We start from the raw sequence: 22,452 nt of genomic DNA on the forward strand, positions 1-22,452 counted from the left end.
CCGTACCGAGCGCGGCCGAACCCGTACCCGCCAATCCCGAACCCGCACCGACACCGGCAGAACCCACTGCAGCAGAACCAGTTCCAAGTACCGCAGAACCCGTACCGAGGGCGGCCGAACCCATGCCGGCGGACGCGGATCCGACTGCGGCGGAACCGGTTCCGAGAATGGTGGCGACACCGGCCGAGCCGGTGCCGATGATCGCGCCGACGCCTGCGGAACCGGTGCCGATGATGGTGCCAACATCCACCGAGCCACCGCCGAGGAGCATTCCGAGCAGACCGGTGGCGCCGACCGTGGCGGAACCGGCCGCTGCCGAACCCGCGGCCGCAGCAGGACCGGCGGCTGCCTCGGTGGTATCGACCGTTGACCTCACATTCGACTGGCCGGGAATCGCCAGCGGCATCCAGACATCGCCATTCGAATCCGGTGTCGGATTATTCGGGTCCGTGCATGGCGGACAGGTACCCCCGGGCTGTGCCTCGGCCGAAGCCCCTGCGAGTAGCGCAAAGCCGGCAACAGTCGCGAGTAGTGCGACCACACGCGACGTGCGACCAACGGCCATGCGCCAGCCTTCCCCTCATCGAAATAGCGCAGATCTCCTGCCCGGGTCGCAACATCTCAGTTCCGGGACTTTGACGGACGGGAGCCCATAGTAAACCTCAGTCCGAATCCGCGCAGTGGCTCGGGCCACGCCCCCCATTCGACACGACCGACCGGCCACGCGCCCGTTCTCTGCCGCCAACGCAGAACATATCTTCGGAAGTCCGGCTGTAATCCCGAACGCAGTTCCGCGTTAATCCTTACGAGCGCTGTGCAAACGGCCAGACCAGTACGTATGTCGATGCCGCGCAGACGCGAATAGAACACGCCCGCAGCGAAGGGCTGCCGGTCCGGCACCGAACCCGCCGAGCGACCACACCAGCGCACCCGCGACCGGAATACGAATCAGGGACGCGCCGACATGGCCGCATCGTGTCCAGGAGACGATTGGTACGGCTGTGCCGATCTGCGTTGGAAGAAGCAAACGCCGAGCGGCCTTTACGACAGCCGCTCGGCGCTGCCGCGATTGCTCGGCAGATCGGTCGACGCTCAGGCGCCGTATACCGCCTCCGGCGGAACGGACTTGGCGATCAGATCGGCGACCACGGGGCCGAGTTCGGCGGGATTCCAGCGAGCGCCGCGGTCCACGGCGGTGCCGTGGCGCCATCCGTCGGCCAGCGCGACCTTGCCACCCTCGACCTCGAACATCCGACCGGTGACAGCCGCGGATTGCGAACTGCCGAGCCAGACCACGATCGGCGAGACATTCTCGGGAGCCATCGCATCGAAACCGTCCTCCGGAGCGGCCATGGTGTCGGCGAAGACAGTTTCGGTCATGCGCGTGCGTGCGGAAGGGGCGATGGCATTGACTGTGACGCCGTAGCGCGCGAATTCGGCCGAAGCAGTGAGGGTCAGGCCCGCGATACCCGCCTTGGCGGCACCGTAATTGCTCTGGCCGACACTGCCCTGCAGACCCGCGCCGGAACTGGTGTTGATGATGCGCGCGTCGACGGGACGGCCCGCCTTGGACTCACCGCGCCAGTACTCGATCGCATGGCGCATGGTGGCGAAGTGGCCCTTGAGATGGACCCGGATGACCGCATCCCATTCGTCCTCGCTCAGGTTCACCAGCATGCGGTCGCGCACGAAACCGGCATTGTTGACCAGCACGTCCAGGCCGCCGAAAGTATCTACGGCCTGGCGGATGAGATTGCGGGCGCCGTCCCAGTCCGCGACGTCGTCACCATTGGCGATGGCCTCGCCGCCGAGTGCCTTGATTTCGGCCACGACCTGTTCGGCGGGCGTCTCACTGGTCGCCGCGCCGTCCAGCGCGGAGCCGAGATCATTGACGACCACCCGGGCTCCGGCGGCGGCGAAGGCGAGCGCGTGCGCCCGGCCGATACCGCGGCCGGCGCCGGTGACGATGACAATGCGCCCCGCGCAGATCTGCTCGGTGTCCATAACCTGTTGTGTCCTCTTCGTCGGATTCGATTGTTCAGGCCCGAGCGCTCTGCTCGGCAGTGTTGTTTCGAGCGACCTGCAAGCAGTCGCTAGCGGCGTTGTTTCGAGCGACCTGCAAGCAGTCGCTAGCGGCGTTGTTTCGAGCGACCTGCAAGCAGTCGCTAGCGGCGTTGTACCGAGCGACCTGCAAGCAGTCGCTAGCGGCGTCGTTCCGAGCGACCCGCAACCAATCGCTAGCGGACGTTCGCATTCGAGGCCGCGAGGAATGCAGGACGCTCACCCCCGCCGTGCACTAGCAGCGTCGCGCCGCTGACATAGGCGGCCAGCGATGAGGTCAGGAATGCGGCGCAGCGGCCGATGTCCTCGGGGCGGGCCATCCGACCGAGTGGGATGGTCGCGCCGACAGCGTCGATACCGTCTCGATCGCCATAGTGCAGTTCGCTCAGTTCGGTGACGACCGGGCCCACGACCAGCGAATTGACCCGCACCTTCGGCGCCCATTCGACCGCGAGCGAGGAGGTCAGGCTGTCGATGCCCGCCTTCGCCGCGCCGTAGGCGGCGGTACCGGGCGACGGTCGGTGACCGCTCACGCTGGACACCATCACAATGGAACCGCCGCTCGACTGCCGCTGCATCACCGCATTGGCGGCCTGCGAGACCAGCAGGGGTGCGAGCAGATTGAGCTCCACGATCTTGCTGTGGAAGTTCTTGCTGGCATCGGCGGCGAGCGCGAACGGGGCGCCGCCCGCATTGTTGACCAGGTGATCGAGGCGGCCGTGCCGTGCCACGATCGCATCGACCAAATCCTGTACGGCATCGGCATCGCGCACGTCGCAGGGCAGGTATTCGATCTCACGCCCCTCGTGTTCCACCAACTCTTCACCGGGTCGCCGCGCGCACGCCACAACGGTCGCCCCTGCGGCCAGGAAGGCCCTGCTGACGCCCGCGCCCACGCCGCGCACACCGCCGGTGACCAGGACGACGTTGCCGGTGAGGTCTATTTCGAGTGCCACCGTGCTAACCTACCAAGCAACTGCTTGCTTCGCCACACCGTAGGCACTGCTCGCAGGTCGCTCGGAACGATCGGCAGCGACTGCTCGCAGATCGCCCCGAAAAGAAGCGACTGCTTGCAGATCGCCCGAAAAGATCAGCGCCGAGGTTCGGACCATCTCGGCACACAAGATGGGACATGCGATGGGGATCAACCGTCACTCCGAATCAACCGGCATCACCGTGGTCACGGTCGACTATCCGCCCGTCAACGCCATACCGTCCGACGGCTGGTTCACGCTGGCGGATGAGATCCGCGCGGCCGGGCGCGATCCGGAAACCAAGGTGGTGGTGTTGCGCGCCGAGAACCGCGGGTTCAATGCCGGTGTCGATATCAAGGAGATGCAGCGCACCCCGGGCCATCAGGCGCTGATCGACGCCAATCACGGCTGTTTCGAGGCATTCGCGGCCGTCTACGACTGCCCGGTGCCGGTGATCGCGGCGGTGCAAGGCTTCTGCCTCGGCGGCGGCATCGGTCTGGTCGGCAATGCCGATGTCGTAATCGCCTCGGATGACGCGACTTTCGGACTGCCCGAGGTCGACCGCGGCGCGCTCGGCGCGGCCACCCACCTGTCCCGGTTGGTGCCGCAGCATCTGATGCGCGCGCTGTTCTATACCGCGAGCACCATCACCGCACAGCAGTTGCAGCACTTCGGCTCGGTGTACCAGGTGGTGCCGCGCGCCGAACTCGACGCCGCCGCACTGGAAGTCGCCAAGAACATCGCGTCCAAGGACGGCCGGGTCATCCGGGCGGCCAAACGGGCGCTCAACGGTATCGATGTGCAGGACGTGCACCGCAGCTACCGCTACGAACAGGGCTTCACGTTCGAACTGAATCTGGCCGGTGTCGCGGATGAGATCCGTGCGCGGTTCGACGACGATCTGGCCGCGCGCAAGGAAGAGAGCAAGGAAAACTGATGCGGGACAAGCGAATGTCGCTCGACGAGGTCGTCGGCGAGCTGCGCAGCGGTATGACCATCGGCATCGGCGGCTGGGGCTCGCGGCGCAAGCCGATGGCGCTGGTGCGGGCCATCCTGCGCTCGGATATCACCGATCTGACTGTGGTCAGTTACGGCGGACCCGATCTCGGTCTGCTGTGTTCGGCGGGCAAGGTGCGCAAGGCGTACTACGGCTTCGTCTCGCTGGATTCGCCGCCGTTCTACGATCCGTGGTTCGCCAAGGCGCGCACCTCCGGCGCCTTGGCGGCGCGCGAGATGGACGAGGGCATGTTGAAGTGCGGGCTGGAGGCGGCTGCGGCGCGCTTGCCGTTCCTGCCGATCCGCGCCGGACTCGGATCTGATGTGGTGAATTTCTGGGATGGCGAGCTGAAGACCGTCGCATCGCCGTATCCGGACGGCGACGGACGAACCGAAACGCTGATCGCGATGCCCGCACTGAATCTCGATGCGGCGCTGGTGCATTTGAATATCGGCGATAAGCACGGCAATGCGGCCTACACCGGTGTCGATCCGTATTTCGACGACTTGTACTGCCTGGCCGCCGAGCGTCGCTACGTATCGGTGGAGCGGGTGGTGGAGACCGAGGAGCTGGTGAAAGCCGTTCCGCTGCAGTCGCTACTGCTCAACCGACTGCTGGTCGACGGGGTGGTCGAGGCGCCCGGCGGCGCGCACTTCACCCTGGCCGCCGATAGCTACGGCCGCGACGAGAAGTTCCAGAAGCATTATGTGGAGTCGGCCAAGACGCCGGAGTCCTGGCAGCAGTTCGTCGACAAGTATCTGGCGGTCTCCGAGGACGAATACCAGGCCGCCATTCGCGAGTTCGCACAGGAGGCATCGAAGTGACGTCCACCGAAACTGTTACCCGTGCGGAGATCTGCGCGATCGCCTGCGCCGAGATCTTCAGCGGCGCAGGGGAAATCATGGCCTCGCCGATGTCACCCATGACGATCATCGGGGCACGGCTGGCCAAGTTGACCACCGAACCGGATCTGCTGCTCTCCGATGGCGAGGCGCTGTTGTTCGCCGACACTCCCCCGTTCGGCGCTAAAGCCCCGATCGAGGGGTGGATTCCGTTCCGCAAGGTCTTCGATGTGGTGGCCTCGGGACGGCGTCACGTGGTGATGGGCGCCAATCAGCTCGATCGGTTCGGCAATCAGAATCTGTCGGCATTCGGTGCGTTGCAGCAGCCGACCCGGCAGATGTTCGGTTCGCGCGGTGCGCCGGGCAACACCATCAATCATCCGACCAGCTACTGGGTCTCGCGGCATACGCGTCGGGTGTTCGTCGATCAGGTGGATATCGTCTCCGGCGTCGGCTACGACAAGGTCGATCCGGCCAATCCGGCGTATCGGTTCCACCACCTGCACCGGGTGGTCACCAATCTCGGCGTCTTCGATTTCGGGGGGCCAGACCACACGATGCGGGCACGCAGTCTGCATCCAGGCGTCACCGCCGACGAGGTCGCCGAGAACACCTCGTTCGAGATCGCCGGACTGGCGCAGGCTGGTCAGACCCGGCTGCCGACCGCGGAAGAACTGCGGTTGATCCGGGATGTGCTCGATCCCAAAAGGGTCCGGGAATCGGAGGTGCCGTCATGAGCGCTCTGCGGACACCGCTGACCGAGTTGGTCGGCATCGAACATCCGATCGTGCAGACCGGTATGGGCTGGGTGGCCGGGCCGAGTCTGGTGTCGGCGACCGCCGAGGCGGGTGGGCTCGGAATTCTGGCCTCGGCCACCATGACCTTCGCCGAATTGGAAGCCGCTATCGCGAAGACCAAGGCGCATACCGACAAGCCATTCGGGGTGAATATCCGCGCGGACGCCACGGATGCGCCGGACCGGATCGATTTGTTGATCCGGGAGAAGGTGGCCGTCGCATCATTTGCTCTGGCACCGAAACAGGACCTCATCGCCAAGCTGAAAGATGCCGGTGTGGTGGTGATTCCGTCGATCGGCGCGGCCAAGCATGCGGTGAAGGTCGCCGCATGGGGTGCCGATGCGGTGATCGTGCAGGGCGGTGAGGGCGGTGGGCACACCGGTCCGGTGGCGACCACGCTGCTGCTGCCGTCGGTGCTGGATGCGGTCGATATTCCGGTTGTCGCGGCGGGCGGATTCTTCGACGGACGTGGCCTGGCAGCCGCCTTGGCCTATGGCGCGGCGGGTGTCGCGATGGGGACGCGCTTCTTGTTGACCAAGGAGAGCACCGTGCCCGATGCGGTCAAACAGGAGTATCTGAGGCGGCAACTGCAGGACACCGTGGTCTCGCTCAAGGTCGACGGTATGCCGCACCGGGTACTGAATACCGAACTCGTTGATCGCCTGGAACATTCGGGTCGCTGGCGCGGACTGGCAGCCGCGGTCTCGAATGCGGCGAAGTTCAAGGGTATGACCGGGATGAAATGGTCGACCATGGTCCGCGACGGGCTCGCCATGCGAAAGGCCAAGGACCTCAGCTGGTCTCAGGTCGTCATGGCCGCCAATACCCCGATGCTGTTGCGCGCCGGACTTGTCGAGGGCAATACCCAGGCGGGCGTACTGGCCGCAGGTCAGGTCACCGGCATCATCGATGACCTGCCCACCTGTAAGGAACTCATCGACCGCATCGTCGCCGACGCTGTTGCGCGGATCGACAGCATCGCCGCGCTCACCGCAAGCTGACATCACAGCGCCCTGAATTCCCGTCGACGGTAGTCAGATGACGGTTGGGATCATCGAGCCGCCGCTCGATGATGGTTTGGTTCCGCTGTCCTGGGATGGTTTGCGGTCCGGTGGTTTACCGGGCCGTGCTGGGCACGTCGTATCCCGTACCCGGCTCACCTCCCACCGTCAGGCCCACAGGCTTCCAGCCCAGTGACCTGCTGTGGTTGCGCTCTCGAGCGCTAGGAGGCGAGTCGAGAGGTGGTTGCGATCGGTAATTCGCGCAACCATTCGACTCGCCTCGAGGGCCGAACAGCCAGTTGACTCCGCTCGATGGTATGGGGGCACGGGGCGTACCCGATCGGTGCCGAGGGTAGTCGAAGGGGTATGCAGCGCCCCTTTGACTACTTTCAATGGGTGAGCTGCGCTTGACGGCTCTCGGATGTGAGGGGGCTGCCGGACGTGCCGGATGGCTGTCGAGGGCAGTCGAATGGTTGTTGCGGCGGGGGATGACTGCCGCCATTCGACTACCCTCGGCGGGCTGTTAGGTGAGGCGTTCGATGATGGTGGCGTTGGCGGTGCCGCCGCCTTCACAGATGGTGAGCAGGCCGTAGCGGCCGTTGCGGCGTTCCAGCTCGTTCAGCAGAGTGGCGAACAGCTTTGCGCCGGTGGCGCCGAGCGGGTGACCGAGGGCGATCGCGCCGCCGTTGACGTTCACTTTCTCCGGATCCGCGCCGGTCTCCCGTAGCCAGGCCAGCACGACCGGGGCGAAGGCCTCGTTGATCTCGACGACATCGATATCGTCGATGGTGAGACCGGTTTTCTCCAGCGCCCATTTGGTGGCCGGAATCGGGCCGGTGAGCATCATGATCGGATCGGCGCCGCGGGCGCTCACATGGTGGATGCGGGCGCGCGGACGCAGCCCGTATTCCGCTACGGCCCATTCCGAGGCGAGCAGGGTCGCACTCGCGCCATCGGAAATCTGGCTGGCGACCGCGGCCGTCAGCGTGCCGCCCTCGGCGAGCACCGGCAGTGACGCCATCTTCTCGAGCGAGGTCTCGCGTGGACACTGATCGATCCAGAACTCGCCAACCGGCACGATCTCACGATCGAAACGGCCGTTCTTGATGGCGTCCCTGGCACGCTCGTGGCTGCGTAATGCCCAGCGCTCCATCTCTTCTCGGCTGATATTCCACTTGTCGGCGATCATCTGCGCACCGTTGAACTGCGAAACCTCGCCGGTGCCGTAGCGATGGTCCCAGCCTTGCGCGCCGACGAACGGCGAGTCGAAGCCGTACTCCTTGCCCGCCAACATGGCCGCCGAGATCGGTATGGCGCTCATGTTCTGCACACCGCCCGCGACGATCACCTCGGCGGTTCCGCTCATAATCGCCTGCGCGCCGAAATTGATGGCCTGTTGGGAAGATCCGCACTGCCGATCGACCGTGACACCCGGAACGTCCTCCGGATAACCGGCGGCAAGCCACATGGTGCGACCGATATTGCCCGCCTGCGGACCGATATTGTCGACGCAGCCGACGATCACATCATCGACCACCGCCGGATCAACGGGGTTGCGATCCAGCAGCCCACGCAATGCGGCCGCGCCGAGATCGGCCGGATGCACCGCGGCCAGTGCGCCATTGCGCTTGCCGACCGGCGTGCGCACCGCGTCGATCACATAGGCATCCCGCATCGGGGCGTATGGGCGGCGAGCAGATGGTGCTGACATGGAGAACTCCTACTTGGTGTTGCCCGGCGGCAGCGACGGGCCCGGAGGCGGTAGCTCGCGTAACCACGGAGGGTCCGCGACCGCCGAGATCGACTACGGCACGGTGAGGCCGTCGAGCACGATGGTCAGGTACTGCTTGGCGAGGTTCTCGACGGTGATCGAACCGCCGGGCTCGTACCACCGCACCGCAACCCAGACGGTGTCCCGGAGGAATCGGTAGGCCAATTCGACGTCGAGTTCCGGCCGGAAGCTGCCGTCTTCGACACCATTGGTCAATACCCGGTGCCACAGCTCGCGGAATTCGCGGTTGTAGTCCGCGATATAGGTGAACCGCTCCGAATCACGCAGGCGCTTGGCCTCAGCCTGGTAGATCGCCACCGCGGCGTGCGAGCGATCGAAGGATTCGTAGGAGGCGATCACCAAGGCTTCCAAGGTATCTCGCGAGCTGAGCCCGGCGGCCACGATCTCCCGATACCGCCCGAACAGGTCATCGAGGAAGCCACGCAGAATCTCGTCGACCATCGACTCCTTGGAATCGAAGTGGTGATACAGGCTCCCCGATAGAATCCCGGCCGCATCGGCGATATCACGCACGGTGGTCGCACGCAGGCCACGCTCGGCGAACAGTTGGGCCGCCAGTGCGAGCAATTCATTGCGCCGTGCTGATTTCGAGGCGTCTGGTGCGGTCACACGGCTCATAATACAACCAAGCATTTGCTTGGTCTAGCCCGCCTCCCCCGGCTCAGACGCCAGACCCGATTGCCGCGGCGACCGCGGACATCGGTGGAGTTCCGTTGGCCCGTCCCCGACGAGCTACCCATGTACCAGTGAAATCAGTGGTTCGGGAAGTATCAGCGCATCGAATAGCGCAGGGGTGACGACACCGACAGATCGGCAAGTAGTCGGTCGCAGATGACGACCGGGGAAACGCCCGCGCGCGCCATCCGCGCCACCAGCGCGAGTCTGCGTTCACAGCTGTCCCATTCGACGGTCAGCGGTCCGCGATCCGGACCAGCGTCAACGGTGGCCAAGACGCGCGGCGGACCGAAGGGGACCGGCTCCTCGATGAGTTTGAGGATCATGCCGCGCTGCCAGGCTCGGTAGGTATCCATATCCGCGCCGACGACGAGCTTGTCCGTGGCTGCGCACAGGCCCTGGGCGATCTCGTCGGCGAACTCCACGCGATCGAACCGGTACTTGCGGCATTTGCGAATGACGTCGAGCAGATCCGCTCGCACCTCACACAACAGCGCCGTCTGCCGTCGTCGTCTACGGTCCTGCTCGGACCCGAGCGATGCGACATCGAGCCCGATGCGGTAGGCGCGTTCATAATCGCGTGCCATATCGGCACGCAACGCACCACGCGGATCGCGAGCTACCTCGGATTCGTCGATCGCGCATTGCTCGAGAATCTGAGCGGCCCGGGTCGCGGTCGCGCGCTCACAAGTATGGTCCAAGAGTTCGGCGCCGAGGGTGAGCGCCGCAAGCACCATGCTGTCCATCCGTCGCCTGGCCAGCACGACTTCGCGCACCAATTCGAGTTCCAGTTGTTCGCGGGCCTGTGGGCGATCCAGCCCCATAGCCATCGCCCCTTAGGGAGTACGGGATTCGGCCACACCCAGCATTGCACAGGTGCACGGCCCGCGTCCCGGCCTTTTTAGCTGATCAGGAGGTGTGAGGTGAGGTGTCTTTGGCAGCGCCTTCGGCGCTGCGTGTTCGCTCGTAAGACTCGCTCCGTTGGGTCGCCGGAGCGAGGAGTTCAGCCTCGGCCACTGTTCTGCCGCGACGTTGGGCGTTCCTCAGGCGCGCTGACTGCTGATCGATACCACTTCGCCGGTGAGGTAGGTGGTGTAGTCGCTTGCGAGCATGGCGATGGTGGCGGCGACTTCCCAGGGTTCGGCGGCGCGGCCGAAGGCTTCGCGCTCGGAGAGGCGGTCGAGCAATTCGGTCGAGCTGACCTTGTCCAGGAAGGCGTGTCTGGCGATGCTCGGGGCGACGGCATTGATGCGAACACCGAGTTCGGCGGCCTCGACGGCGCTGCAGCGAGTCAGAGCCATGACACCGGCCTTGGCTGCGGCGTAGTGGGCCTGGCCGTATTGCGCGCGCCAGCCGAGCACGCTGGCGTTATTGACGATGACGCCGCCGTGGCCCGCATCGCGGAAGTAGCCGAGCGCGGCGCGGGTGCAACGGAAGGTGCCGTTGAGGGTGATGTCCAGGACGCGGTCCCACTGCTCGTCGGTCATGTCGACGACCGGGGTCTCCCCGCCGAGGCCTGCATTGTTGACCATGATGTCGATGCGGCCCAAAGCGGTTGCGGCACCACGGACCAGTTCGTTGACCTGTTCGGTGCTCTGCACATCGCATGCGATCGAGGCGACCCGGCGCTGCGGGAATTCCGCCTTCAGCTCGACCTCGGTTTCCGCGAGACGCCGCTCATGCCAGTCGGATACGACGACATCGGCGCCCTCCGCGAGCAACCGGCGCGCGGTCGCGGAGCCGATGCCGGTACCCGCCGCCGCGGTAATGACGGCATTGCGCCCGGTCAGCAGTCCGTGCCCCGGAATGGGCTGCGGCGCAATCGAAAGCGGTCCGGGTCCACCTGTCACCTGAGCGCCACCCTCCGTCGAATCGCTCCCCGATGCGGTATTCATCGAGCCTCCCGCGGCAGGCCGAGCACGCGCTCGGAGATGATATTGCGCTGCACTTCGTTCGAACCTCCGTAGATGGTGTCGGCGCGGGTGAACAGATACAGCCGCTGCCATTCGTTGAGATCGTGCCCATCGGCGAGAAGACCGGCGGGACCGAGCACGGCCATGGCCAATTCACCGAGGCCGCGATGCCAATTGGCCCATAGCAGCTTCGAAACCGAAGCCTGACCACCGTCGTCGGCGGTGCTGTCCTGCATGGTGCGCAGCGCGTGGGCGCGCAGCACGCGCAGGCCGACCCATGCCTTATCGATGCGGTCGGCGATCAACGGATCCTCGGCCGCACCGGTGCGACGGGCGAGTGCTTCGATGTCGGCCAGTTCGCGGGCGAATCGGATCTGCTGGCCCAGGGTGGAGATGCCGCGCTCGAAGGTGAGCGTGCCCATGGCGATGCGCCAACCGTCACCGGGTTCGCCGACGACCAGGTCGGCGGCGGTGCGGGCATTGTCGAAGAAGACCTCGTTGAATTCCGAGGTGCCGGTCAACTGAATGATCGGACGGACCTCGATACCCGGCTGATGCATCGGAACCAGCAGGTAGGAAAGGCCCTTGTGCCGGATCGACCCCTTTTCGGTGCGCGCGATGACGAAGCACCAGTCGGCCACATGGGCCAGCGAGGTCCAGATCTTCTGGCCGTTGATCGACCATTCCTCGCCGTCGAGCCGGGCGCTGGTGGTGATGGCGGCCAGGTCCGAGCCAGCGCCGGGTTCGGAATAGCCCTGGCACCACAACTCGGTCACATTCCGCACGCCCGGCAGGAACCGCTGCTTCTGTGCCTGAGTGCCGAAGGCCAAGATGGTCGGACCGAGCAGTTCCTCACCGACGTGGGAAACCCGCGCGGGCGCATTCGCCTTGGCGTATTCCTCGTGGAAGATCACCTGCTGACGCACCGAGGCCTCGCGCCCGCCCCACTCCTTGGGCCAGCCGAGGCAGGTCCATCCGGCGGCGGCTAGATGCCGGTCCCAGGCGAGGCGTTCCTCGAAGGCCTCGTGTTCGCGGCCGGGCCCGCCGAGTCCGCGCAACGCACGGAACTCGCCATCGAGGTTCTCGGCCAACCACTCGCGCACTTCTGCGGAAAACCGCGCGTCCTGTGCTGCGGTGTCGGAATCTGAGGTCTGGATCGCACCCACGCCGGTAGGATAACCTACCAAGCACTTGCTTTGTTAGAGCCGGACCGCTTTTATCGAGCAAAGGCAGCAAAAGACCCCGCCAACGGTGAGGACACCCGTGACAACCCCTGCACAAACGACACCCATGGCACTGCACGATGCCGCGCACACCTTTGGCACCTCGCCCGCCCTCGGCGACGGCGAGGTGCGGTTCGACTGGGCGCAGTTGCTATCGGCGGTGCAGGAGGTGGCGCGGGCACTCATCGCGCGCGGCGTGCAGTCGGGTGACCGGGTCGCCATGTGGGCGCCGAACACCTACCACTGGGTGATCGCCGCGCTGGCCGCCCACTACACGGGCGCGGCCTTGGTGCCGCTGAATACCCGCTACGTCGCGGATGAGGCCGCCGACGTGCTGGAGCGGGTCGAGGCCAAGGCGCTGTTCATTGCCGGGACCTTCCTCGGCCGTGACCGGTTGGCCGAATTACGTGCCGCCGCACCGGAATTGCGTATCGATACGGTCGTGGTCATTCCGGTCGAGTCGGATACCGTCGATCCCACCGCGCTGAACTGGTCGCAACTGGCGGGAATAGCCGAATCGGTCCCATTGGCGGACGCCGTTGAACGCGCCGAAGGCGTCGACCCCGAGGATATTTCCGACATTCTGTTCACCTCCGGCACCACCGGACGCAGCAAGGGCACGTTGGTCGCGCATCGGCAGGCGCTCTCGGTGGTGCGGGCATGGGCCGAATGCACCACCCTCGACAGCTCCGATCGGTATCTGGTGGTGAGCCCGTTCTTCCACAACTTCGGTTACAAGGCCGGCATTCTCGCGTGCCTGGTGACCGGCGCGACGATCATTCCCCAGGCCACCTTCGATGTGCCGGTGACCATGCGATTGGTCGGCGAAGAGAAGATCACGGTTTTGCCAGGACCGCCGACCATCTACCAGACGATCCTGGACTTCCCGGACCGAGACGACTACGACCTGAGCACCCTGCGGGTCGCCGTCACGGGTGCCGCGACCGTACCGGTAGTGCTGGTCGAGCGCATGCGTTCGGAACTCGACTTCGACGTCGTCATCACCGGCTACGGACTATCCGAGGCCGCCGGATTCGGCACCATGTGCCGCGCCGACGATGATGCCGCGACCATCGCGGGCACCTGCGGTCGCCCGATCGCCGATTTCGAATTGCGGCTGAGCGAGCAGGGCGAAGTACTGCTGCGCGGCCCGAATGTCATGCTCGGCTACCTCAACGATCCGGAAAGCACCACCGAAACCATCGATACCGAGGGCTGGCTGCACACCGGCGATATCGGCACGATCGACGAGCGCGGCTATCTGAAGATCACCGATCGACTCAAGGATATGTATATCTCCGGCGGCTTCAATGTGTATCCGGCGGAGGTGGAACAGGCGCTGGCCCGGCTCGATGGCGTTGCCGAATCCGCGGTCATCGGGGTGCCGGATACGCGAATGGGCGAGGTGGGCAAGGCATTTGTGGTGCGCAAGCCGGGCGCGGCACTGACCGAGGAGCAGGTGCGCGCACATGCGAGCACGGTGCTGGCGAATTTCAAGGTGCCGCGGTTCATCGAATTCCGGAACCAATTGCCGTATAGCGCGGCCGGGAAAGTGCTGAAGCGTGAACTACGTGAGGAGAAGTCGTAATGTCCGAGATCCCCTATGAGCCGGACGTGGTCACGTATGAACGGCGCGGGCGGGTCGCCATCGTGACGCTCAACCGGCCCGACTACCGCAATGCGCAGAACTCGGTGATGACCTACGCCATCGACGCCGCCTTCGAGCGCGCGGTCGAGGATCCCGAGGTCGGCGTAATCATCTTGGCGGGCAACGGAAAACACTTCAGCGCCGGGCACGATATCGGTACTCCGGGCCGCGATCACCATGTGCGCTATCAGAACAAGGCCGCACTCTGGTGGGATCACGTCGACAAGGTCGGCGGCGATCAGCGTTTCGCGCGCGAGCTCGAGGTGTATCTGGGCATGTGCCGACGCTGGCGCGAAATTCCGAAACCGACCATTGCCATGGTGCAGGGCGCCTGCATCGCGGGCGGGCTCATGCTGGCCTGGGTCTGTGATCTGATCATCGCTTCCGATGACGCCTTCTTCTCCGATCCCGTGGTGCGCATGGGCATTCCGGGTGTGGAGTACTTCGCGCACCCGTGGGTGATGGGTCCCCGCGCGGCCAAGGAGTTCCTGTTCACCGGTGACCGCTTCGACGCGGCACAGGCCAAGGAATGGGGCATGGTCAATCGCGTCGTACCGCGCGAGGAGCTCGAAACCGAAACCCTCGCACTGGCCGAAAAGATCGCCGCCATGCCGCAATTCGGGCTCGCGCTGACCAAGAAGGCGGTCAATCAGGCCGAGGATCTGATGGGCATGCGTGCTGGCATGGATTCGGTATTCGGCCTGCACCACTTCGCGCACGCGCACAATGCCGAGGTCGGCGCGGATTCGCTCGGCGGTATGAACGCCAAGTCGATGAAGGCTAATGCGACAACCGCGGCCTCGACGTCCGAACAGAACGGGACAACGTAGTGGATCTGGATCTCGATCAGGCGACACAGGAATTCCAGCGCGAAGTCCGCGCATTCCTCGCCGCCAACAAACCAGCGAAACCGCTGCCCTCGATGGATACCAAGGTCGGGTTCGAGGCGCATCGCGAATGGGAGCGCACGCTCGCCGAGGCGCGGCTGTCGGTCGTCGCTTGGCCGCAGGAGTACGGCGGGCGCGATGCCTCGCTGCTGGAGTGGGTGCTCTTCGAGCAGGAGTATTACGCCGCGGCCGCACCTGGGCGCGTCAGCCAGAACGGCATATTCCTGCTGGCGCCAACGCTTTTCGAACACGGCACGGCAGAGCAGTTGGAACGGATCATGCCGCGGATGGCGCGCGGTGACGATATCTGGGCGCAGGCATGGTCCGAGCCGGAGGCTGGCAGCGATCTCGCGGGTATCCGCTCGACCGCGCGGCGCACCACCGGCGGCTGGTTGTTGAGCGGCCAGAAGACTTGGAGTTCGCGCGCATCGTTCGCGGACTGGGCATTCGGCCTGTTCCGCAGCGATCCCGAGGGCGAGCGGCACCGTGGACTCACCTATGTGATGTTCCCGCTGTCCGCGGAGGGTGTTTCGGTGCGGCCGATTCCGCAGTTGGATGGGGAACCGGGATTCGCCGAAATCTTCCTCGACGATGTCTTCGTGCCGGATCAGGATGTGATCGGCGCGCCAGGCGAGGGCTGGAAGGTCGCGATGAGCACGTCGAGCAATGAGCGCGGACTGTCGCTGCGGTCCCCTGGCCGCTTCAGCGCCACCGCGCAGCGGCTCATCGATCTGTGGCTCGACACCGGCGACCGCACCAATACCGCACAGCGAGATGCGGTGGTGGACGCTTGGATCGGTAGCGAGGCCTACCGGCTGCACACCTTCGGCACGGTCACCCGGTTGAACGAGGGCGGCAAGCTGGGTGCGGAATCCTCGATCACCAAGGTGTTCTGGTCCGAACTGGATATCGCCATGCACGAGACCGCGCTGGAGGTGCTCGGCGGTGCGGCCGAGCGGTCCGGACCGTGGACCGATGGCTATCTGTTCTCGCTGTCGGGCCCGATCTACGCCGGTACCAATGAGATTCAGCGCAATATCATCGCCGAGCGGCTGCTCGGACTACCGAGAGGGAGCAGCCGATGAGATTCGCGCTCAGCCCGGAACAACTCGACTTCGGCACCAGCCTGCGCAAACTGCTCGATGCCGGAAAGACTCCCGCCGCCGTACGCAACTGGGCCGCGGGCGATCCCCAGCCCGGACGCGGACTTATCCGGCAGCTGGCCGGTGCGGGTGCGCTCGGTCTCACCGTCGAGGAGCGACACGGCGGTGCCGGCGCGGAGCCGATCGATCTGGTCGTCGCATTCCAGGAGATCGGCCGGGCCGCCGTGCCCGGACCGCTGGTCGAGACGGCGGCCGCGATACCCGCTCTGCTGCAGGCTCTTCCGAATACCGAATTGGCCGAACGCTGGCTGCCCGGGTTCGCGGAGGGCGCCGCGCTCGGTACGTTGGCATTCACTTCACCGGATCACGGCACGGTCGCATTGGATGCGGATACCGCCGAGGTGTTGCTGATCGCCGACGGTAATCGGATCCGCACCGGACATCCCGCGGGCCTGGTGCGATCGGTCGATCCGGCGCGGCGGCTGTTCGTCGTCGAATCCGATGCGGTTGTCGTCGAGGGTGAGCAGGTGCTCGAGGCCGTCGCGGTGGCCTTCGATACCGGTGCGCTGGCCAATGCGGCGCAGCTGCTCGGCGCGGGACGGGCACTACTGGCTGCGGCGACGGAATATGCCAAGCAGCGCAAGCAGTTCGGTAAGCCGATCGGCGAATTCCAGGCGGTGAAGCAGAAATTGGCCGATGTGCTGGTCGGGCTCGATCTGGCTGAACCGCTGCTCTACCGGGCGACATTGACAATGGGTGAAACCACACGCGCTCGCGACGTTTCGGCGGCCGTGATCGCCTGCGGTGATGCGGCTTATCGGGCGGCGCGGGCTGCCCTGCAGGTACACGGCGCGATCGGTTACACCGCCGAGTACGACCTTTCGCTGTGGTTGACCAGGGTGACCGCGCTACGGTCGGCTTGGGGCACACCGGATCTGCATCGTTCCCGCATTGCCCGCGCACTGCGCGATGAAACTGTTCGGGACCGGGCCTTGCGAGGTACGAAATGACTACATCGCGTGGCGATTCGATGGCGGGTGGCGGTCGGGTGACGGGTGGGCCGAGTACCGAACATCAAGAATTCATCGCCTCGGTTCGGGCACTGCTCACCAAGCACGCCGGATCTGCCGCGGTGCGCGCGGCAATGGATACCGAACTCGGCTATGACGCGACGCTGTGGCGGCTGCTGTGCGAGCAGGTCGGTGTGGCGGCGCTAGCGATTCCGGAGGAATACGGCGGGTTCGGTGCGAGTCTGGTCGAATCCCTGCTGGTGGTAACCGAGTTGGGGCGCACGCTGGCCGGTGTGCCGATGCTCGGTTCGGCCGTGCTCGGTGCGCAGGCGGTGCTGTTGTCCGGTGACAACGAGGCATGTGCACGGCTGCTGCCCGAGGTCGCCGAGGGTGCTCGCACGATTGCCGTGTGCTGGGCGGGGACCGGCGGCTGGGATGAGCCGGGTGTGCATTCCGAAGACGGAATACTTTTCGGCACAGCGCATTACGTGCTCGACGGGTTACCTGCCGACACACTCGTCGTGGTGACTTCTGATGGCCTGTTCGAGGTCGAGTCGGGTGCTGCGGGCGTCACGCGGCGCGCGGTTGCGACCATGGACCCCACTCGCAAGCTGGCCGAAATCACGTTCGCGGCGGCCGCGGCGCGGCGGCTCGGTCCGGCGGATCCGGCACTCATCGCACGCCTGCATGAAATCGCTTGGGCCGCGGTAGCTGCCGAACAGGTCGGTGCCGCGCGGCGGTGTCTGGAGATGACGGTCGACTACGCCAAGTCCCGGGTGCAGTTCGGACGGCCGATCGGCAGTTTCCAGGCGCTCAAGCACCGCATGGCGGATATGTATGTGCTGGTGGAGTCCGCTGAATCCGCGTCGTACGCGGCGACGGTCGCCGTGGCGGAGCAGAGCCCGTCCGCCGCCGAGGATGTCTGGGTGGCGCGGACGCACTGCTCGGAGGCGTTCACGACCATCGCGGCCGAGATGGTGCAATTGCACGGCGGCATCGCCATTACCTGGGAACATGACGCGCATTTGTTCTTCAAGCGCGCACACGGTGATGCGCAGTTGTTCGGGCAACCCCATCGGCCGCTGCCACGCCCCGCCTGACAGCCGCGGCGCATACCCTGGCCATAGATAGTTAGCGTATGTAATAATATTGTGTGCAGCAGGCTCGGGTGGCAACAGCAGATGACATCGTGGTCAACCTTCTCGTCACCGCGGGCCGGCTGACCCGGCTGGCCGGGGTGATCAGTGGCGATGATCTGCCGCGAGCCGTGATGCGGGCCCTTGCGGTGCTCGACGAACACGGCGCGGTCCGCGTCAGCGAATTCGCTCGCATCGACCGATGTTCACAGCCGGCGGCAACGGCGCTGATCGGCAAGCTCGTCGCGGATGGATACGCCTCCCGACGCAAGGATCCGGATGATTCCCGGGCCGTCGTCGTCGAGCTCACCCCGGCCGGACGTACTCGTTTGACGCGTGCCCGCGCCGCCTTCGGCGAGGCGATGGCGGCGGGGCTCACCGGTTTCGATATCGAACGGTTGGCACGGATGGAAAGCGATATGAAGGAACTGCTGGAGGCACTGAAGAAGTCGGTGCCGCGGCATCTGTCCACGTCGCGCTAGTCGATCCGGCCAGTCGGACCGGAGTACGGTCGGAGAGTATGACCGATGAGAAGCGTGGCCGGGTCAAGGTAGCGACCAGCCAGAAGCGAGTCCGGGTCTACCTCGGCGGCCAGTTGGTCGCCGATACCGCCCACCCGGTCCTGGTCTGGGAGAGTCCGCACTACCCGACCTACTATCTGCCCGTCGCGGACCTGCACGCGAAACTCGAGCCGAACGGCACCAGCGCGAAATCACCGAGTCGAGGCACCGCGACCGGCTACGACGTGGTCGTCGACGGCACCACCGCTGCTGGAGCCGCCGTTCGCTACCACGACTCCCCCTTCACCGAACTGAACGAGCTGGTGCGCCTGGACTGGAATGCCATGGACGAATGGTTCGAAGAGGATGAGCCGGTCTACGTCCACCCGCGTGATCCGTACACCCGCGTCGACATCCTCGCCAGCTCGCGCCATATCCGCGTCGAAGTCGACGGCACCACCGTCGCCGACTCGCACTCCCCCCGCATCCTCTTCGAAACCGGCCTTCCCGCAAGGTATTACCTCCCCCTCACCGCTGTCCGCCAGGACCTACTGAAGCCCTCCGACACCCATACCAGCTGCCCCTACAAGGGCACCGCCGACTACTGGTCCGTCCACATCGACGGCAAGGACTATCCGGACATCGTCTGGGGCTACCGCACCCCACTGCCGGAAAGCCAGAAGATCGCGGGCCTGGCCTGCTTCTACAACGAAAAGGTCGACATCTACCTCGACGGCGAACTCCAAGACCGCCCGAACACCCCGTTCAGCTGACCGCTTACCGCATCAGAGCGCAACGATCTCGAGCATGCTCTCGAGCCCACGGAAATCCTTGCCGTTGCGTGTGTAGAGCGGCAGCCCGCGGGCCGACGCTATCGCCGCGATCAGGAGATCCATCCTGCGCGGTTTGGGATCACGCTTCGCCGCAATGGTCAGCGCCACCAACGTGCCGTACCGCGTGGCCGCGTCCGCGTCGAACGGCAGCGGATCGAAGTCCACGATGGCAGCGCCCAATTGCTCCGATCGCGCGGAACGAGTCGTGGCATCCTTGGCCATCGCGACGCCTTGGTTCAGCTCAGCCAGGGTGATCGCGGTGATCTCCGGCATCTTGGGCAAGACATCCGGATCCAGCATGTCCAGATCGAGGTACGTGCAGGTATCCAGGACGCCGGAAGGATATTGGTTTGTCATCGACGGGATTCCCATGCGTCGTCATCGCCGATGCGATCCTCAGTACCGAAAAACTCGTCGGCCTCCTGCCGCATCGCCGCATAATCCACCCGAGGCAGTTTGCGATGCCGCTCCACGAGTTCCGCAGCGGTCAATCGGCGGCGACGGCCGACCGGTCGCAGTTCGGCGACCTCCACGCCATTTCGGGTAACCCGAAACACCTCACCGGCCTCGACGGCGTCCATGACCGCCGCGGAGTTATTGCGGAACTCCCGCTGCGTGATCACCTTCATGACCAATAGCGTAGCCCGACGTAGCACAGAAGGCTACAAGGCTCCTACCAACGGCCAGCGTTCGCCATTCCCGGCGTGCGGCAACCACAGTGGGCGTGAGCAAATTCGGCTGATCAGACCGCGATCAGTGGGGGCTGGTCCTCGGCGCGGCGGTATTGGCCAGGGGCTTGGCCGTATTCGCGTTTGAAGGCCTTGGCGAAGGCGAATTCTGAGGTGTAGCCGACCTGACGGGCGATGGTGCCGAGCGGGCTGTCGGTGTCGCGGAGCAGGCGGGCGGCGGTGAGCATGCGCCAGCGGGTGACGTAGGCCAGCGGCGGTTCGCCGACCGTGGCGGTGAAGCGGCGGGCCAGGGTGGCTCGCGAGACGCCCGCGATATCGCTGAGGTCGGGGACCGTCCAGGTCCGGGCGGGCGCTTCGTGTACTGCGCGCAGCGCGGCCGCTACCGCCGGATCGGCGAAGGCGCCCGCCCAACCGGTGGCGGGTTCGTCGGCGGCCTGCTCGTCGAACCAGGCGCGCAGCATGAACAGGAGCAGGGTCTCCAGAATGGCGGGCACGGCGGCATCGCTGCCCTGTTTCGGCTCGGCGACCTCGGCGGCGAGCAGGTCGACGGCGGCTCGCAAGGACGGGTGACGACCGGGACGCGCTGGCAGATGGATGAATTCGGGAAGTTCGTCGAGCAGCGGGTGGCTGCGTTGCCTGCCGAGTTCGTATGCGCCACAGAGCAGGGCGGTACGCGCACCCGGTCCGGTGATCTCGCGCGGCTCCCCCGGTTGCGCCTTCTCGGTGACCGGGCTATCGAGGCGGTCGAGTAAGTCGTGGTCGGCACCGCGCGGCATGAAAAGGACGTCGCCGACACCGAGGGCAATGGGTTCGCCGCCGGTAGGCACCGCCACGCACGAACCCTGCAGCACCACATGGAAACCCGCACCGGGGACGACCGGATAGGCGCGGCCCCACGGCGCATGCCGAATGAACAGACCCGAGGTCGGGTTGCCGGTGCGGATGGCGGCAATGGTTTCGCTGAGGATGTCCACCTCTGCACCATACCTCTCCACGATGAGTGTTTCAGACATGATTCAGAGCAGACCAGCCATTTGTTTACTCACATACTGCTCATAGTGTCGTACTCATGACAACGACGAAGATTGCCGTCTACGGCGCGACCGGCCACACCGGCCGCTACCTGCTCACCGAATTACACCGGCGCGGGATTGCCCCGATCCTGGTCGGCCGCAGTGCCGCTCGGATGCGGGCGACGGCCGAGGAAGCCGGGATCCCGGACGCCGAGATCCGAGTCGCGACACTCACCGATCACGACGCCCTGGTCGCCGCCTTCACCGGCGCGGCCGCCGTCATCAGCAGCCTGTCCGCGTATGTGCACAATGGCGAGCCGGTGCTCGCGGCAGCCATCGCGGCCGGGGCGCACTACACCGATCTGTCCGGCGAACAGCTTTTCCTCAAGCGCGTTTTCGACGAGTACGGCGCGAAGGCCGAGGCCGCGGGCGTCACGGTGATCCCCGGTGTCACCGATAACAATGTGGCGGGCGACTTGCTCGCCCACCTGACCGCGCGCCGACTGACCGGACCGGTCGAGATCGTGCTCAGCCATCTGAGCAAGAGCGGTGGCAACGGTTCCAAGGGCAGCGCGAAAACGGTCTTCGCCAGCCTCGACTGGTTCCGCGGCGGCGGCTGGCACTTCCAGGACGGCGAACTGCGCACCGGCACCGCCGCCCGTCACGCCGAGATGACATTCCCCGGCCACACCGCGGCCACCACCGTCGCGAAATTTCCACAGCCGCCGGTGATCACTATCCCCAGGCACACCGATGTGTCGTACGTGGAAGGCGTCCTGGACGTCGCCATCCACGACCTCCTCGGCTCTTTCACCGAGGAAATCATCGAATCGCTCCCTGACGAGCCGAGCTCCGACCTGCGCTACGACGTGGTCGTGGATGCCTATGACACCAAAGGACATTCGGCCCGTGGGGTCGTCAGCGGCGTCGACTCCTACCGCGACTCAGCGTTGGAAGCAGTAGAAATCGCAGTCCGCCTGGTCGACGGGACCACCAAGCCCGGCGCCTTGTCCGTAGCCGAAGCCTTCGATGCCGAGGAACTTCTGGACGCACTCGCCCGCTTCGACATCACCTGGCGCATCAGCGATTAACCTTCGCCCGGCGCACCGCGTACAACAGGTCGCGATGCACACCCGCGCGGGCATTCGTCGCATCTTCGGATCCGACAACGACGGACGGAATGCCGCGAGCTGCAGCACCAGCGTCTGCGCCGATCAGCCCGCCCGCGCCGGTGCTTGCCGCAGCGATCGCCGAGGCACTCACATGCGGCCGGTTCGCGGCCCGGCCGCGCCGGTACTTGCCGCAGCGCGATCGCCGAGGCACTCACATGCGGCCGGTTCGCAGCCCGCCCGCGCCGG

Annotated in this window: 22 protein-coding genes and 1 pseudogene; 12 read left to right on the forward strand and 11 right to left on the reverse strand. The window is 65.5% G+C overall.

Features of this window, described 5'->3' with window-relative positions; all coding sequences use genetic code 11:
- The 3 genes and pseudogenes from ACIBG0_RS08345 to ACIBG0_RS08355 all read right to left on the reverse strand — a co-directional run.
- Positions 1–565: pseudogene (locus ACIBG0_RS08345) on the reverse strand (hypothetical protein); the annotation flags it as partial.
- A 527-nt stretch (positions 566–1,092) separates the two neighbouring features.
- Positions 1,093–2,004 (reverse strand): SDR family oxidoreductase, encoded by a 912-nt coding sequence (locus ACIBG0_RS08350; RefSeq protein WP_397030558.1) that lies wholly within the window; start codon positions 2,002–2,004, stop codon positions 1,093–1,095.
- Positions 2,005–2,237: 233 nt separating this feature from the next.
- On the reverse strand, positions 2,238–3,017 hold the full coding sequence (locus tag ACIBG0_RS08355) for an SDR family oxidoreductase (protein WP_397030559.1): 780 nt from the start codon (positions 3,015–3,017) through the stop codon (positions 2,238–2,240).
- Between the two features lie 181 nt (positions 3,018–3,198).
- Here ACIBG0_RS08355 and ACIBG0_RS08360 point away from each other — a divergent pair, with 181 nt between their 5' ends.
- Genes ACIBG0_RS08360 through ACIBG0_RS08375 form a run of 4 tightly spaced genes read left to right on the forward strand, consistent with a single transcriptional unit; the run spans position 3,199 to position 6,672 of the window.
- On the forward strand, positions 3,199–3,972 hold the full coding sequence (locus ACIBG0_RS08360) for an enoyl-CoA hydratase family protein (RefSeq protein ID WP_397030560.1): 774 nt from the start codon (positions 3,199–3,201) through the stop codon (positions 3,970–3,972).
- Complete coding sequence (locus ACIBG0_RS08365; RefSeq protein WP_397030561.1) at positions 3,972–4,856, forward strand: CoA transferase subunit A; 885 nt, start codon at positions 3,972–3,974, stop codon at positions 4,854–4,856. The genes ACIBG0_RS08360 and ACIBG0_RS08365 overlap by 1 nt, the downstream gene beginning before the upstream one ends.
- Positions 4,853–5,611: a CoA-transferase subunit beta gene (locus tag ACIBG0_RS08370; RefSeq protein WP_397030563.1), complete on the forward strand. Its 759-nt coding sequence runs from the start codon at positions 4,853–4,855 to the stop codon at positions 5,609–5,611. Before ACIBG0_RS08365 ends, ACIBG0_RS08370 begins: the two co-directional genes overlap by 4 nt.
- Positions 5,608–6,672, forward strand: coding sequence for an NAD(P)H-dependent flavin oxidoreductase (locus tag ACIBG0_RS08375; protein WP_397030564.1), 1,065 nt, complete (start codon positions 5,608–5,610; stop codon positions 6,670–6,672). Before ACIBG0_RS08370 ends, ACIBG0_RS08375 begins: the two co-directional genes overlap by 4 nt.
- A gap of 523 nt (positions 6,673–7,195) precedes the next feature.
- Here the strand turns inward: ACIBG0_RS08375 and ACIBG0_RS08380 are convergent.
- The 5 genes from ACIBG0_RS08380 to ACIBG0_RS08400 form a co-directional block, all read right to left on the reverse strand.
- Positions 7,196–8,347 carry an acetyl-CoA C-acetyltransferase gene (locus ACIBG0_RS08380; protein WP_397031176.1) on the reverse strand — a complete coding sequence of 384 codons (1,152 nt, stop codon included), beginning with the start codon at positions 8,345–8,347 and terminating at the stop codon, positions 7,196–7,198.
- Positions 8,348–8,476: 129 nt separating this feature from the next.
- A complete protein-coding gene (locus tag ACIBG0_RS08385; protein ID WP_397030566.1) occupies positions 8,477–9,082 on the reverse strand; it encodes a TetR/AcrR family transcriptional regulator in 606 nt (201 codons plus the stop codon).
- Between the two features lie 152 nt (positions 9,083–9,234).
- Complete coding sequence (locus ACIBG0_RS08390; RefSeq protein ID WP_397030568.1) at positions 9,235–9,963, reverse strand: hypothetical protein; 729 nt, start codon at positions 9,961–9,963, stop codon at positions 9,235–9,237.
- A 219-nt stretch (positions 9,964–10,182) separates the two neighbouring features.
- Complete coding sequence (locus ACIBG0_RS08395) at positions 10,183–11,034, reverse strand: SDR family oxidoreductase (protein WP_397030571.1); 852 nt, start codon at positions 11,032–11,034, stop codon at positions 10,183–10,185.
- Entirely contained in the window at positions 11,031–12,218 is a 1,188-nt protein-coding gene (locus ACIBG0_RS08400) for an acyl-CoA dehydrogenase family protein (RefSeq protein WP_397030572.1), read from the reverse strand. The genes ACIBG0_RS08395 and ACIBG0_RS08400 overlap by 4 nt, the downstream gene beginning before the upstream one ends.
- 97 nt (positions 12,219–12,315) lie before the next feature.
- Here ACIBG0_RS08400 and ACIBG0_RS08405 point away from each other — a divergent pair, with 97 nt between their 5' ends.
- From ACIBG0_RS08405 to ACIBG0_RS08435, 7 genes are all read left to right on the forward strand, one after another.
- Positions 12,316–13,863, forward strand: coding sequence for a FadD3 family acyl-CoA ligase (locus ACIBG0_RS08405; RefSeq protein ID WP_397030574.1), 1,548 nt, complete (start codon positions 12,316–12,318; stop codon positions 13,861–13,863).
- Positions 13,863–14,753, forward strand: a complete 891-nt coding sequence (locus ACIBG0_RS08410) for an enoyl-CoA hydratase (RefSeq protein ID WP_397030575.1) — start codon at positions 13,863–13,865, stop codon at positions 14,751–14,753. Before ACIBG0_RS08405 ends, ACIBG0_RS08410 begins: the two co-directional genes overlap by 1 nt.
- Positions 14,753–15,895 (forward strand): acyl-CoA dehydrogenase family protein, encoded by a 1,143-nt coding sequence (locus ACIBG0_RS08415; RefSeq protein ID WP_397030576.1) that lies wholly within the window; start codon positions 14,753–14,755, stop codon positions 15,893–15,895. The genes ACIBG0_RS08410 and ACIBG0_RS08415 overlap by 1 nt, the downstream gene beginning before the upstream one ends.
- The gene (locus ACIBG0_RS08420; protein WP_397030578.1) at positions 15,892–16,923 is read left to right on the forward strand and encodes an acyl-CoA dehydrogenase family protein; all 1,032 of its coding nucleotides are present in this window, start codon (positions 15,892–15,894) and stop codon (positions 16,921–16,923) included. The genes ACIBG0_RS08415 and ACIBG0_RS08420 overlap by 4 nt, the downstream gene beginning before the upstream one ends.
- A gap of 20 nt (positions 16,924–16,943) precedes the next feature.
- The gene (locus ACIBG0_RS08425; RefSeq protein WP_397031177.1) at positions 16,944–18,023 is read left to right on the forward strand and encodes an acyl-CoA dehydrogenase family protein; all 1,080 of its coding nucleotides are present in this window, start codon (positions 16,944–16,946) and stop codon (positions 18,021–18,023) included.
- A 68-nt stretch (positions 18,024–18,091) separates the two neighbouring features.
- Positions 18,092–18,541 carry a MarR family winged helix-turn-helix transcriptional regulator gene (locus tag ACIBG0_RS08430; protein WP_397030579.1) on the forward strand — a complete coding sequence of 150 codons (450 nt, stop codon included), beginning with the start codon at positions 18,092–18,094 and terminating at the stop codon, positions 18,539–18,541.
- Between the two features lie 38 nt (positions 18,542–18,579).
- Positions 18,580–19,332 carry a DUF427 domain-containing protein gene (locus ACIBG0_RS08435; RefSeq protein WP_397030580.1) on the forward strand — a complete coding sequence of 251 codons (753 nt, stop codon included), beginning with the start codon at positions 18,580–18,582 and terminating at the stop codon, positions 19,330–19,332.
- A 12-nt stretch (positions 19,333–19,344) separates the two neighbouring features.
- On the opposite strand, the gene ACIBG0_RS08440 is transcribed toward ACIBG0_RS08435, so the two are convergent.
- From ACIBG0_RS08440 to ACIBG0_RS08450, 3 genes are all read right to left on the reverse strand, one after another.
- Positions 19,345–19,749, reverse strand: coding sequence for a type II toxin-antitoxin system VapC family toxin (locus ACIBG0_RS08440; RefSeq protein WP_397030582.1), 405 nt, complete (start codon positions 19,747–19,749; stop codon positions 19,345–19,347).
- A complete protein-coding gene (locus ACIBG0_RS08445) occupies positions 19,746–20,021 on the reverse strand; it encodes a type II toxin-antitoxin system Phd/YefM family antitoxin (protein ID WP_397030584.1) in 276 nt (91 codons plus the stop codon). Before ACIBG0_RS08445 ends, ACIBG0_RS08440 begins: the two co-directional genes overlap by 4 nt.
- Positions 20,022–20,134: 113 nt before the next feature.
- Complete coding sequence (locus ACIBG0_RS08450) at positions 20,135–21,094, reverse strand: AraC family transcriptional regulator (RefSeq protein ID WP_397030586.1); 960 nt, start codon at positions 21,092–21,094, stop codon at positions 20,135–20,137.
- Between the two features lie 56 nt (positions 21,095–21,150).
- Between ACIBG0_RS08450 and ACIBG0_RS08455 the strand changes: the two genes are divergently transcribed.
- Positions 21,151–22,185 (forward strand): saccharopine dehydrogenase NADP-binding domain-containing protein, encoded by a 1,035-nt coding sequence (locus ACIBG0_RS08455; protein WP_397030588.1) that lies wholly within the window; start codon positions 21,151–21,153, stop codon positions 22,183–22,185.
- Positions 22,186–22,452 lie beyond the last annotated feature (267 nt).

The sequence above is a fragment of the Nocardia sp. NPDC050630 genome (assembly GCF_044457245.1).
In the GTDB taxonomy this organism is placed as follows: domain Bacteria; phylum Actinomycetota; class Actinomycetes; order Mycobacteriales; family Mycobacteriaceae; genus Nocardia.

Coding starts and splice junctions, on each gene's coding strand:
- ACIBG0_RS08350 (WP_397030558.1), bottom strand. CDS start 2,004: ATGGACACCGAGCAGATCTGCGCGGGGCGCATTGTCATCGTCACCGGC.
- ACIBG0_RS08360 (WP_397030560.1), top strand. CDS start 3,199: ATGGGGATCAACCGTCACTCCGAATCAACCGGCATCACCGTGGTCACG.
- ACIBG0_RS08365 (WP_397030561.1), top strand. CDS start 3,972: ATGCGGGACAAGCGAATGTCGCTCGACGAGGTCGTCGGCGAGCTGCGC.
- ACIBG0_RS08375 (WP_397030564.1), top strand. CDS start 5,608: ATGAGCGCTCTGCGGACACCGCTGACCGAGTTGGTCGGCATCGAACAT.
- ACIBG0_RS08380 (WP_397031176.1), bottom strand. CDS start 8,347: ATGCGGGATGCCTATGTGATCGACGCGGTGCGCACGCCGGTCGGCAAG.
- ACIBG0_RS08385 (WP_397030566.1), bottom strand. CDS start 9,082: ATGAGCCGTGTGACCGCACCAGACGCCTCGAAATCAGCACGGCGCAAT.
- ACIBG0_RS08390 (WP_397030568.1), bottom strand. CDS start 9,963: ATGGGGCTGGATCGCCCACAGGCCCGCGAACAACTGGAACTCGAATTG.
- ACIBG0_RS08395 (WP_397030571.1), bottom strand. CDS start 11,034: ATGAATACCGCATCGGGGAGCGATTCGACGGAGGGTGGCGCTCAGGTG.
- ACIBG0_RS08410 (WP_397030575.1), top strand. CDS start 13,863: ATGTCCGAGATCCCCTATGAGCCGGACGTGGTCACGTATGAACGGCGC.
- ACIBG0_RS08420 (WP_397030578.1), top strand. CDS start 15,892: ATGAGATTCGCGCTCAGCCCGGAACAACTCGACTTCGGCACCAGCCTG.
- ACIBG0_RS08425 (WP_397031177.1), top strand. CDS start 16,944: ATGGCGGGTGGCGGTCGGGTGACGGGTGGGCCGAGTACCGAACATCAA.
- ACIBG0_RS08435 (WP_397030580.1), top strand. CDS start 18,580: ATGACCGATGAGAAGCGTGGCCGGGTCAAGGTAGCGACCAGCCAGAAG.
- ACIBG0_RS08440 (WP_397030582.1), bottom strand. CDS start 19,749: ATGACAAACCAATATCCTTCCGGCGTCCTGGATACCTGCACGTACCTC.
- ACIBG0_RS08445 (WP_397030584.1), bottom strand. CDS start 20,021: ATGAAGGTGATCACGCAGCGGGAGTTCCGCAATAACTCCGCGGCGGTC.
- ACIBG0_RS08450 (WP_397030586.1), bottom strand. CDS start 21,094: ATGTCTGAAACACTCATCGTGGAGAGGTATGGTGCAGAGGTGGACATC.
- ACIBG0_RS08455 (WP_397030588.1), top strand. CDS start 21,151: ATGACAACGACGAAGATTGCCGTCTACGGCGCGACCGGCCACACCGGC.